This is a genomic window from Collimonas antrihumi (assembly GCF_018304965.1).
Lineage (GTDB): Bacteria > Pseudomonadota > Gammaproteobacteria > Burkholderiales > Burkholderiaceae_D > Collimonas > Collimonas antrihumi.
Map to the genome: position 1 here is coordinate 1 of NZ_JAGQED010000048.1, position 11,663 is coordinate 11,663.

General features: G+C 57.8%; 12 protein-coding genes. 5 read left to right on the top strand and 7 right to left on the bottom strand.

Annotated features, from left to right (window positions below):
- Positions 1–368: 368 nt before the first annotated feature.
- The 3 genes from KHU29_RS21655 to KHU29_RS21665 form a co-directional block, all read right to left on the bottom strand.
- The gene (locus KHU29_RS21655; RefSeq protein WP_211455404.1) at positions 369–1,607 is read right to left on the bottom strand and encodes a M20/M25/M40 family metallo-hydrolase; all 1,239 of its coding nucleotides are present in this window, start codon (positions 1,605–1,607) and stop codon (positions 369–371) included.
- A gap of 157 nt (positions 1,608–1,764) precedes the next feature.
- The gene (gene alr / locus KHU29_RS21660) at positions 1,765–2,874 is read right to left on the bottom strand and encodes an alanine racemase (protein ID WP_211455405.1); all 1,110 of its coding nucleotides are present in this window, start codon (positions 2,872–2,874) and stop codon (positions 1,765–1,767) included.
- 58 nt (positions 2,875–2,932) lie between these two features.
- Positions 2,933–4,219, bottom strand: coding sequence for a D-amino acid dehydrogenase (locus KHU29_RS21665; RefSeq protein WP_211455406.1), 1,287 nt, complete (start codon positions 4,217–4,219; stop codon positions 2,933–2,935).
- Between the two features lie 218 nt (positions 4,220–4,437).
- On the opposite strand from KHU29_RS21665, the gene KHU29_RS21670 reads away from it, so the two are divergent.
- Positions 4,438–4,929, top strand: a complete 492-nt coding sequence (locus KHU29_RS21670; protein WP_211455407.1) for an Lrp/AsnC ligand binding domain-containing protein — start codon at positions 4,438–4,440, stop codon at positions 4,927–4,929.
- Here the strand turns inward: KHU29_RS21670 and KHU29_RS21675 are convergent.
- From KHU29_RS21675 to KHU29_RS21685, 3 genes are all read right to left on the bottom strand, one after another.
- Entirely contained in the window at positions 4,892–5,572 is a 681-nt protein-coding gene (locus tag KHU29_RS21675; RefSeq protein ID WP_211455408.1) for an alanyl-tRNA editing protein, read from the bottom strand. The genes KHU29_RS21670 and KHU29_RS21675 overlap by 38 nt on opposite strands.
- Positions 5,573–5,658: 86 nt before the next feature.
- Positions 5,659–6,513, bottom strand: a complete 855-nt coding sequence (locus KHU29_RS21680; protein WP_211455409.1) for a pirin family protein — start codon at positions 6,511–6,513, stop codon at positions 5,659–5,661.
- 73 nt (positions 6,514–6,586) lie between these two features.
- Positions 6,587–6,970, bottom strand: a complete 384-nt coding sequence (locus KHU29_RS21685) for a DoxX family protein (RefSeq protein ID WP_211455410.1) — start codon at positions 6,968–6,970, stop codon at positions 6,587–6,589.
- 181 nt (positions 6,971–7,151) lie between these two features.
- Here KHU29_RS21685 and KHU29_RS21690 point away from each other — a divergent pair, with 181 nt between their 5' ends.
- Together KHU29_RS21690 and KHU29_RS21695 are read left to right on the top strand one after the other, a co-directional pair.
- Positions 7,152–8,063, top strand: coding sequence for a LysR family transcriptional regulator (locus tag KHU29_RS21690; RefSeq protein WP_211455411.1), 912 nt, complete (start codon positions 7,152–7,154; stop codon positions 8,061–8,063).
- Between the two features lie 3 nt (positions 8,064–8,066).
- Positions 8,067–9,398, top strand: coding sequence for a voltage-gated chloride channel family protein (locus KHU29_RS21695; RefSeq protein ID WP_211455412.1), 1,332 nt, complete (start codon positions 8,067–8,069; stop codon positions 9,396–9,398).
- Positions 9,399–9,423: 25 nt separating this feature from the next.
- Here KHU29_RS21695 and KHU29_RS21700 read toward each other — a convergent pair whose 3' ends face one another.
- Entirely contained in the window at positions 9,424–10,674 is a 1,251-nt protein-coding gene (locus tag KHU29_RS21700) for an Hsp70 family protein (protein ID WP_211455413.1), read from the bottom strand.
- Positions 10,675–10,982: 308 nt separating this feature from the next.
- Between KHU29_RS21700 and KHU29_RS21705 the strand changes: the two genes are divergently transcribed.
- A complete protein-coding gene (locus tag KHU29_RS21705; RefSeq protein WP_211455414.1) occupies positions 10,983–11,159 on the top strand; it encodes a hypothetical protein in 177 nt (58 codons plus the stop codon).
- A 3-nt stretch (positions 11,160–11,162) separates the two neighbouring features.
- Complete coding sequence (locus KHU29_RS21710; protein ID WP_211455415.1) at positions 11,163–11,552, top strand: hypothetical protein; 390 nt, start codon at positions 11,163–11,165, stop codon at positions 11,550–11,552.
- Positions 11,553–11,663 lie beyond the last annotated feature (111 nt).

The window sequence follows — 11,663 nt, forward strand, 5'->3', positions numbered from 1 at the left end:
TGTACTCTTCGGCGACCATTATCTTTTGCGAGATTCATTTTAATTTCGCAATGTTATCCCGCAATCAGAATTTTGGTTAGCGCGTATGGGGGTAGCCCGGCAGCTAGTCACTTTTTCTTGCTTCGCCAAGAAAAAGTAACCAAAAAGAAGGCGACCGCAAAGCCACTGCCTTCCCTTCGGTCAGGTCCCCAAATATGTCCCGTGCCAGTCGGGTGGGGAAACCAACTCGCTGCGCTCAAACATGTTCCCCCACAATTCCCGACTGACACGCGCCACATTTGGCAGCGTCCCAATGCGGAAGGCACGTCAAAAGCCGCGTCAAAAACAACCGCAACAGCCTTGTTGTTTGTTAGTTGGTTATGTTGAAATTACTCCGCTAAAAAATCCAGCAAAGTCAGCGCAACCACCTTAGTCGCCATGCGCAAATCATCCAGCGCCAGATTTTCGTCAGCTTGCTTGGCGTTGGATTCCATCAAGGTGCGCGGACCGGCGCCGTATAGTACAACCGGAATGCCGTGTTCGCCATACAGACGGGCGTCGGTGTATAGCGCTGAACCGTTGGCTGGGATGGCTTCGCCGAGGATGGTTCGTGCATTTTTTTGTATGCTGGCCAGCAGTTTTTCGTGGCCTGGCAAGGGGCGCAGGGCGCGTGCCAGCAACAGGCGCTTGATGTCGACGCGGATGCCTGGCAAGCCGGCTACCGCAGCTTCTATCATCGCGCGTACTTCTGCTTCGACAGTTGCCGGATCTTCTTCCGGGATCATGCGGCGGTCCATCTTCAGGACTACTTTGCCCGGCACCACATTGGTGTTGGTGCCGCCGTCGATGCGGCCGACGATCATGGTCGGATGGGTGATGCCGGGAATCGCCGAGGTGATTTTTTTGAGGTCGGGGAGTTTGGCGTAGATCGCTTGCAGAACCTTGGTTGCGGCTTGCAATGCATCGTGGCCGGTTTCTGGCATCGAGCCGTGGGTTGCTTTGCCATGCACCGTTACTTCAAACTGCAGGCAGGCGTTGTGCGCGGTGACGACGTTGTAGCTGAAGCCAGGGCCGATGACCAGATCGGGTTTGGTCAGCTGGTTTTCCAGCAGCCACGCTGGTCCTAGCAAACCACCGAATTCTTCGTCGTAGGTGAAGTGCAGTTCCAGCGCGCCTTTGAGCGGCACGCCGAGTGCTTCCAGCGCGCGTACGGCAAAAATGTATGTGGCGAAATCGCCTTTGGATACGGTGGTGGCGCGGCCGTAGATGCGGCCGTTTTCTATTTCGCCGCCATACGGTTGCTTGGTCCAGCCCTCGCCGGGAGGTACCACGTCACCATGCGCATTCAGCGCCAGCGTCAGGCCGGGGCCGGCATATTGGCGGCGGACGATCAGGTTGGTGATGCTTTCCATGCCGTATTCTTTGACTGTGGCGGCCGGCACCGGATGCTTCTCGGCTTGCCAGCCCCAGGCGGTGATCAGTTCGGCTACCACGTCGGCGTGCGGCGCATTGTTGCCAGGCGGCGTGTCGGTGGGAATGCGGACGATCTTTTGCAAGAATCCGACTTCTTCGTCAAAGTGGCTGTCGATCCAGCTGGTCAGCTGATCGGATAACTTTGTTTTAGACATGGCGTATCGCAGTTGAAATGTAGAAGTAATTGATTCTACGACTTTGGCGCCACGAATGGGAAAACGTAGCGTGGGCAAGCTTTTTTGCCCACGCAGAAACAACTATCTCGATCATCAGGTTATTGCCGCGATATCCGCGTGGGCATTAGTGCCCACCCTACAGGTTTCCGATATATTCCCGATAGTAGCGTTGTCCCAGGCCTGTCAGTATTTCATAGCCGATAGTGCCCGCTAATTTCGCTACTTCGTCCACCGGACGGTGCGGCCCGATCAGCTCGACCAGCGCGCCGGCCTGCAGACGCTCGGCTGCGATGCCGGTGACGTCGATGGTGATCGAATCCATCGAGACCGTGCCCACCATCGGCACTGCTTTATCGTCGACGAATACCACGCCGCGATTGCTCATGCTACGCAGCCAGCCATCGGCGTAACCGACGCCGACGGTTGCGATCTGCCGTTGCGCGGTGGCGCTATAGCTGATGCCGTACCCTACATGGTCGCCGCGCTCGATGGTTCTGGTCTGCAGGATACGCCCGTGCAGCGCAACCACCGGCTGCAGCGGATTGGCGGCGCCGGCAACCGGTGCGATGCCGTACAGCGCGGCGCCGGGCCGGACCAGGTCGAACTGGTAATCGCGGCCCAGGAAAATCCCGGAAGAATTGGCCAGGCTGGCAGGTACCTGCGGCAGACGCTGGCGCAGCGTTTTGAAACGCGCCAGCTGGCTTTCGTTCATTGGATGGCCTTGATGCTCGGCGCAAGCCAGATGGCTCATCAGGAATAGCGGCGGGATGCTCTGCAGGTAGTGCGGGTTGGCCAGCCAGGCATCGGCTTCAGCCGCCGGCAATCCCATCCGCGACATGCCGCTGTCGACCTGGATGATCGCCGGCAGCGGGCGTTGCAGCGATTGCGCCAGCGCGTGCCAGCCCTGGATTTGTTGCAGGCTGTTGAGCACCGGAGTCAGTCCGTGGGCGATGAATTCCTGTTCGGTTCCGACCGGCGGGCCATGCAGTACAAACACCTGCGCGGTTGCCGGCAGATGTGGACGCAGCGCGATACCTTCGTCCAGATGCGCAACAAAGAAATGCCGGCAACCTTCCGCCGCCAGCGCCGGTCCCACCCGCTCTGCGCCCAGTCCGTAGGCATCGGCTTTGACGGCTGCGCCGCAGAAGGCTGATCCCGCTTGCTCGCGCAGCAAACGGTAGTTGCTGCGCAGTGCGTTGAGGTCGACCGTCAGTATCGCGCCTGCGTGTGCTGCTTGTGGATGCATGATGTGTGCCGTTCAAAAAACGTGGTATGTGCTGCCGCCGGTGCTGACCTGTACTGGTTCAGGCGTAAGCGGGATGCGCCGCTTGGACGCTGTGCTTGCTGTAGCGGCCAACCGCGAGGTCATCCGAGGCAATCGCAGGCCGTTTGCCGGAAATCAGATCCGACAGCAATTGCGCGGAGCCGCAAGACATGGTCCAGCCGAGCGTGCCGTGACCGGTATTGAGGAACAGATTGCGGATATGCGTAGCGCCGACGATCGGCGTGCCGTCCGGCGTCATCGGCCGCAAGCCGGTCCAGAAACTGGCGGCGGCAGTGTTGCCGGCGCCCGGGAACAAGTCGTTGACCACCATCTCCAGCGTGGCGCGGCGTTTCGGCTTGAGTGTCTTGTTGAAGCCGACGATCTCAGCCATGCCGCCGACCCGGATGCGGTCGTCGAAACGGGTGATGGCGATCTTGTAGGTTTCGTCGAGGATGGTCGAGACCGGCGCTGCTTCGGCATCGACAATCGGGACCGTGATCGAGTAGCCCTTGAGCGGATACACCGGAATATCCAGCAAGGAACCGAGGAAGCCGGTCGAATAGGCGCCCAGCGCCACCACGTAGCGGTCGGCTTGCAGATGTTCAGGGCCGCATTGGACGCCGGCGATTTCGCCATTGGCCAGGGTCAGCGCATCGATCTGCAGGTTGTAGCGGAAGCGCACACCGAGTTCTTCGGCCATTTTTGCCAGCCGCGTAGTGAACATCTGGCAGTCGCCGGTCTCATCGTTGGGCAGGCGCAGGGCGCCGCTCAGCTTGTGCTTGACCGCGTCCAGCGCCGGTTCCGCCAGCGCCAGCTGGTCCGGCGTCAGCAATTCGAACGGTACGCCGGTCTCCTGCAGCACCTGGATATCCTTGGCGGCATCGTCCAGTTGCTGCTGGCTGCGGAACACCTGCATGGTGCCGAGTTGGCGGCCTTCGTAGGCGATACCGGTGTCGGCACGCAGGACTTTGAAGCAGTCGCGGCTGTATTCGGCCAGGCGCACCATGCGCTCTTTGTTGACAGCATAGCGGGCCGAACTGCAGTTGCGCAGCATTTGCCACATCCAGCGCAGCTGGAACAAAGTGCCGTCGGGCGTAATCGAGAGTGGCGCGTGTTCCTGCAACATCCATTTCAGCGCTTTCAGCGGGATGCCCGGCGCCGCCCAGGGTGAGGCATAACCAGGGGAGATCTGGCCGGCGTTGGCAAAGCTGGTGTCTTGCGCCGGCCCCGGCAGGCGATCGATGACCGTTACCTCGTGACCGGCACGCGCCAGATAATAAGCACTGGTAACGCCGACTACACCGCTGCCAAGGATAAGCACTCGCATCTTGAATCTCCATGACGCTAACTCTTATCTTTATCTTACTGCTTGCTCTGAAAATCCGGCCAGCAAAAGATAGAAAATCGGATAAGAAATCGCGTGTTGATGAATTGTTGTTGATTTACAGGAATAAGCGCTATGCTAATGGCTATTTGGTAGCATTTGTTACTGTATAAATTGATGTATTCAGGATTAAGCACTGAAAATATGAGTGAATTTGGGATATGAGAATATATAAAGAATCGAGCCGCGCCTTGGACAAGCTGGACCGCCATATTCTGCGCTTGTTGCAACAAGACGGCCGGATGTCGATGAAGGATCTGGGTGAGCAAGTGGGTTTGTCGATCACTCCCTGTATCGAGCGCGTCAAACGGATGGAGCGCGACGGTGTCATCGACGGCTACTACGCCCGCATCAACCCGGCGGCGGTGGGCGCCAAGTTGCTGGTGTTCGTCGAGATCACGCTGAATCAGAAATCCGCGCATGCCTTCGAACAGTTCCGGCGCGAGGTGCTGCGTATCCCGGAAGTGCTGGAATGCCATTTGGTGTCCGGCGATTTCGATTACCTGATCAAAGCCCGCATCCGCGAGATGGCAGAGTATCGAAAACTGTTGGGCGACATGCTGCTGCAACTGCCCGGCGCCGCGCAGTCCAAGAGCTATGTGGTGATGGAGGAGATCAAGGAGACGCTGGCGTTATCGATGGAAGCGAAATAGCGGCTGGGTTCAAGCTAATCTCGATGCGCTCCTTGCCCTTGCCAGTGTTCTTGCGTTTCAGTTTGAGGCCGCCGATTTCTGCGGTCGAACGCGGATGGGTGCCGCCGCAAGCCATCCTGGCAAATCCTGCGACTTCCCAATAACGTCGTTGTGCCGCTTCGTCAGTGAAGGCGGTGACGATAGGCAGGTCTGCGCTCAGCAGGGCGGCTGCTTCGGTTTCTATCTGAGGGAACAGCACGGCAATATTGCTTTCATCGGCAAAATCGATGCGTGCCTTGTCGGCCGAAATATGGGCGCCGATGCGCTCAATGCCCGGGCGTAGCTGGTAGACCAGTTGCAGGACCATTTCGGCGGCGAAGTGGAGCCGCATCAGGCGATAGCGGCGTTCCCAGTCGATCACGATCTCGACTTCGCTGCCGACTTGCAGGCCATGCCCGGGAGCCAATGTATAGACGATATCCAGGCCATCTTTTTCAGCGGACAGCACGAGGTGGCCCGCCACGGTGCCGGAGTCGCTCTCCTGGCCGCCGGAGAAGGCAAAGAAAATGGTTTCCGCGAGGCGGATACGGTCGTTGTCGACTGCGACGACTTTGGTGTCAAGCGTCGTGCGATAGGGGTCTTGCCAGAAAAGCTTAAGTGTCATGGCCGAACGGACTGAAGAAAGGTCTGACAAGGATAACAATGAAAAGGGGCGAATTCGACATTCGCCCCTTTTTTCCTGACGGAACCTTAGAACTTCCCATCCTGGAAATCCCGCATCGCCTGTTCCACCTGCTCGCGGGTGTTCATCACGAATGGTCCCCACTGCGCAATCGGTTCATTCAACGGACGGCCCGCAATCAGCAGGAAGCGGCTATTGCCCTGCGCTTGCACGCTGACGCCGGCAGCATCGGCGGTATTGCTCAGGATCGCCATGCGGCCTGCCGGCGCGCTACGGCCATCTTCACCGATGCGCAATTCGCCTTCGAATACATACAGGAACGCATTGTGGCTCGCCGGTATCGGCAAATCCAGCTGTTGGCCGTCTTCCAGCTGCAGATCCAGGTACAACGGCTCGGTGTGCGACCTTTGCACGGCGCCCGTGGTGCCGAAAGCCGAACCGGCAATCACTTTCACCTTGACGCCAGGCTGCGGCGACACTTGCGGGATTTCATCTGCCTGCAGATCGCGGTAGCTGGGAGCGATCATCTTGTCGCCCGAGGCCAGGTTGAGCCACAGTTGGAAACCGCTCATCAAACCGTCTTCCTGCTCCGGCAATTCCGAGTGCACCAGGCCGCTGCCGGCCGTCATCCACTGCACGCCGCCGGCCTGCAGCAGGCCTTCGTTACCGGCATTGTCGCGATGGCGCATGCGGCCGGCCAGCATGTAGGTGACGGTTTCGAAACCACGGTGCGGATGGTCGGGGAAGCCTGCGAGGTAATCTTCCGGCTTGTCCGAATGGAAGTTGTCAAGCATCAGGAACGGATCGAGACGGTGCTGCAGGTCGTGTGTCAGAACCCTTACCAGGCTCACGCCTGCGCCGTCCTGGGTCGCAATGCCGGCGACCAGGCGTTCGAGTTGGCGATTGAAAACTGGCTTACTCATGAAATTCTCCGTTCCTTGATGGCTTGACGATTTGATGCTTGATTCGATGCCGAGGTTGATGCCCGGATTGCGCTTATTTTTTCGGCTCGGGAGTGGCCGCCGCCAACATCAGCAACGCACCGATGATCGAGACGTTTTTCAGAAAGTTATTCAACTGATTTTGCATATGGGCCGGATCGGCTTCCCAGAAACGGTGTGCGGCCAGGGTTGCGCCAGCCGTGAACAGCGCCACGATGATTGCCGCCGGACGTGCATTCCAGCCGGTCATGATCGCTAGTCCGCCACCGACTTCAACCACGATGGTAAGAAGCACGGCGAAGGTCGCAAACGGTATGCCAATGCTGCTCATATAACCGACTACGCCGGAAAAAGCGGTGATCTTCAAGATGCCGGAAATGAGGAACAAGGAAGCCAGCAGAACCCGGCCGATGCGATACAGTGTTGGCGAACTTTGCATGATGGATCCAATCTATAAAAGGGTTTTGGTGTAAGTGAGCATTCGCTTTCAACGTGTCGCATCAACTGATCATCGCGTCCTGACTACAGCGAACAAGGCCATCTTAATCCTCTTATGTCTGGCAGGATATTGATTATCTTGCGATAATCTATATCTAATAATCAGATAGTCTTGAGTGACCATGAATATCGAACGCCTGTCGCTGGATCAATTGCGCGTGTTCGCCCAGGTCGCCGATAGCGGCAGTTTCCTGGCCGCGTCAAAGGCGTTGACGCGGGCGCAATCGGCGGTCAGCTATGCGATCAGCACGTTGGAAAGCCAGCTTGGTTTGCCCTTGTTCGATCGCAGCAGCTATCGACCGCGACTCACTGCTGCCGGCATCGAGCTGTTGCGCGACGCGCGCCAGGTACTGGACCAGGTCGATGCACTGCAGGCGCGCGCCGCCGCCTATGCGCAAGGGCAGGAACTGGAGATCACCCTGGCGCTGGATGTTTTTTTCCCGACCACGGCGCTGGTGGTGTTGCTAGGCGATTTCAGGCTGGCGTTTCCCGGCGTCACGGTGCGCCTGGAGATCGAAGCGCTAGGTTCAGTCGCCGAGCGCGTGATCGATGGCGAGGCGATGCTGGGCGTCATCGGCACCTTGCCCATCATTCCCCCCAATTTGCTGCATGTCAGTTTGCCGACGATACTGCTGGTCGGGGTAGTATCGCCAAACCATGCACTGGCGCAGTTCAGCGGCCGCATCCCGGGCCATGTGCTGGAGCAGCAGGTGCAACTGGTGCTGAGCGATCGCAGCGCGCTCACCGCCAATCAGGATTTTGCGGTGCATTCCTCCCTGTCCTGGCGCATGAGTGATCTGGGTACCAAGCACGCCCTGCTGCGGGCAGGCTTGGGCTGGGGTTATATGCCGCAGCACGTGGTAGCTGACGATCTGGCGAGCGGCCGGCTGGTGCGTATCCAAACCGCCGGCCAGCCACCGCAGGGCGCGGCGATGCCTATGCAGTGTGTATATCGACCGGATCGCGAGGTCGGGCCGGCCCTCAGCTGGTGGCTGGATGCGTTATCAAAACTGACTACTTTCGATCTGGCCTGAACGATGAAAAAAATAAAATACCCCGAACAGCTTTTGATGCTGGCGTACCTGGCGCGTTGGCTGATACTGGCATCCGTGGTCGGCGCCTTGGCCGGGCTGGCGTCGGCAGTTTTGCTGCTGTCGCTGGAGTGGGCCACGGATACGCGCAATGCTCATCGCTGGTTATTGTGGCTGTTGCCATTGGCGGGTTTTGCAGTTGGCTTGATTTATCACCTGCTGGGTAAATCGGTCGAGGGTGGCAACAACCTGCTGATCGACGAGATCCACGATCCTCAGCGCATCGTGCCGAAGCGCATGGCGCCGCTGATTTTATTGGGCACCGTGATTACTCATCTGTTCGGTGGTTCTGCCGGCCGTGAGGGTACTGCGGTGCAGATGGGCGGCGCCCTGGCCGATTTGATTACGCGCATCACCCGCCTGGGAGCGGACGAGCGCCGCATCCTGCTGATGGCCGGTATCAGCGCCGGTTTTGCGTCAGTGTTCGGGACGCCGCTGGCCGGCGCCATCTTCGGGTTGGAAGTACTGGCCATCGGCCGCCTGCGCTACGACGCTATCCTGCCCTGTTTCATCGCCGCCATCATCAGCGACCAGATCCCGGGTTTGCTCGGCGTTCACCATACCCATTATGCGATTCCATTCGTGCCGCATTTCAGTATCGGCATCTTTGCCGCGACGCTGGTAGCCGGCATCGTGTTCGGTGTGGTTGGCATGGTGTTCGCGCAAGCGACCCACGGCCTGTCGCGCCTGATCAAGCGCGGCATCAAATTCCCGCCGTTGCGGCCGTTTGTCGGCGGTGTCGCGGTATTGTTGCTGGCCTTGTTGCCGGGCACGGATAAATATCTGGGACTAGGGATTCCGACGATCGTAGAAGCCTTCGAGAAGCCGCTGCCGGTATACGACTTTGCCGGCAAAATCGTTTTCACGGTAGTGACTCTGGCGTCCGGTTTCAAGGGTGGCGAGGTGACGCCGTTGTTCTATATCGGCGCCACCTTGGGTAACGCCCTGGCGCAATTGCTGTCGATGCCGATCCCGGTATTGGCCGGGCTGGGATTCGTTGCGGTATTCGCCGGCGCCGCCAATACGCCGATCGCATCGACCGTCATGGCGATTGAATTATTCGGGCCGGAGATTGGCGTGCTGGCCGGTATTGCCTGTGTCGTCAGCTATCTGTTCTCCGGCCACACCGGCATCTATCACGCACAACGGATAGGCCACGCCAAACGCCTGGCGATTCCGGAGGGCATGCGGTTGTCGGAGATCGCCGGTTTTCGCAAACGCGGCGGCAAGACCGATAAAGCCGATAACACCGATAGCGTTGATAAAACGATCGAGTAGCAGGTCTTGAAAAAGGTCTTGAAAATCAACCGAACTTGCGTACCGCATCCAGCGCCAGGCCGGCGCCGATGCTGCCGAACAAGTCGCCTTCAACCGCTTTAGCCGAAGGCACCAGCGCAGCAATCTTGTGACGCAACAGTTGCACGCCGCTGGAGCCACCGGTAAAGAATACCGTATCGACTTGTGCCGGCGTGACACCCGCGTCGCGCAGCAGATTGCCGACGGTGTCTTCCACCGTACCCACCAGATGCCCGATGCTGGCGTTGAATTGCTGCCGCGTCAGGCTCAAAGCCTGATTCGGCGCGATGCGGTCCAGGCTAAGTTGCACGGTTTCGGCATCGGACAAGCCGATCTTACCTTGTTCCACCTGCAACGCCAGCCAGTGTCCCGCGCGTTGTTCGACCAGATCCAGCAGGCGGCCGAATTTTTCGCGTTCGACGGTTTCACGCTGCACGTCTTTCAGTTGCAGCCAGGCTTTGCGGGTATAAATCTGGTTGATGGTGTGCCAGGTGGCCAGGTTGAAGTAATAGCTGGACGGGACTTCGCTGTTGTTAACCAGGCGGCTACCCAGCCCCAGCATCGGCATCACGCTGGACAAGCTCAGGTATTTATCGAAATCGGTGCCGCCGATGTGGACGCCGCCGGTAGCCAGGATATCGTCGCGCCGCTCGCTGTTGCCGGCGCGCTGTGGCGACAAGCGCACCAGCGAAAAGTCGGAAGTACCACCGCCGATATCGGCAATCAGCACCAGTTCCTCGCGCTCTACGGTGGATTCATAGTCGAAGGCGGCAGCGATAGGCTCGTACTGGAAGGCGACGTGCTGGAAACCGACCGAGCGGGCGATTTCCGCCAGCGTGTCTTCAGCGCGTTGGTCGGCGGTTGGATTGTCGTCCACGAAAAACACCGGACGGCCCAGCACTACGCTATCAAATTCCCTGCCGGCGGCTTGTTCGGAGCGTATTTTCAGTTCCGAGATGAAGTGGGTCAACAGGGCGCGGAACGGCAGCGCGCGGCCGCCAACCTCGGTCTGGGCATCGATCAGGCTGGAGCCGAGCAAGCTCTTCAGCGAACGCATCAACCGCCCCTCGTAACCGGCCAGATAGCCGCTCAGAGCGGCCCGGCCGAAACTGAAAGCATCGTCCTCGGCGTTAAAGAAGACCACCGACGGCAAAGTGACTTTACCGTCTTCCAGCGGCAGCAAGGCATTCTGTCCGGGCCTGCTCCAGCCAACTGTGGAATTAGACGTGCCGAAATCCACGCCGCAAGCATTTGACATGCACAGACCTCAAAAATAAAAAAGGGGTCGGCAATGGTATACCAAATGTGGGTTGATGCCATAGGTAGTACACGGATAACAACAGCAAACTTTGATGAATAATGGCGGTTTTGCAGCAAGGTTCCGGTATTAGTGGTGCCGGAACGCAAGATCTTACTGATATCAGTAATGAGTAGGTGTTGACCGTCGAAGGGTATTAAGCCGTTATGAATTGATGACGCGATTTAACTTACGTTTTTGAGTGCCCATCCCACTTGTAGGCTTGTGTGCTGCAATGTACTCTGCAAGAGAGATGCGAGGAGAGTGTTATGAAAGTGGCAATGACAGACAAAGTTCGTGTACTTCAGAAAGATCCGGTTGGAGCTAAAGCGTTGCGTGTTTTTATTGCAACAGCAAAGCTAAACCAAGTGCAAGAAATCAAAGTTGCGGACGAACGTGGTAACAAACACAAATTCATGGCGAAACTTGTTCCTGCTCAGGGCTAGGCCTTGAACATCGCGTTTCCAGCGGTTTTATTATTTCTATTTCTATCACCGGGCTTTGTTTTCCACCGTTTTTTTCAGGCGCGAGAGATTCGCGCAGCAGACTTAACTCCGTTTAGCTCCACTGTATTGATGGCAACTACTGTTGCAGTAGTTGTTAACGCGTTGGTTATGTACGTTGCCATATGTTGGGCCGGATACCAATTTCATTTAGGCGAATTCCTCCGCCTATTCATCGGGGGCACATCTGCCGCTACAGAAGTAGCCCTTTTTCCCATATACCGTCGGCTTAATCATTTTCCTTTCGAACCGTTCTGGTTCTTTTTCGCAACCAATGTTATGGCGATTATTGCCGCCAGTTTCTGGCGTTTTGCTGTTTGCGGAACGTGTCAATGAATTTGAAACACCTTGGTTAAATCGGTGAGAGTCTAAATCTCGGTATCAGGCAGCTTTTTTCTCCGTGAATGGCGGGTTGATCCAGGCGGCTGTCGGCAGCTTTTGCGGTTG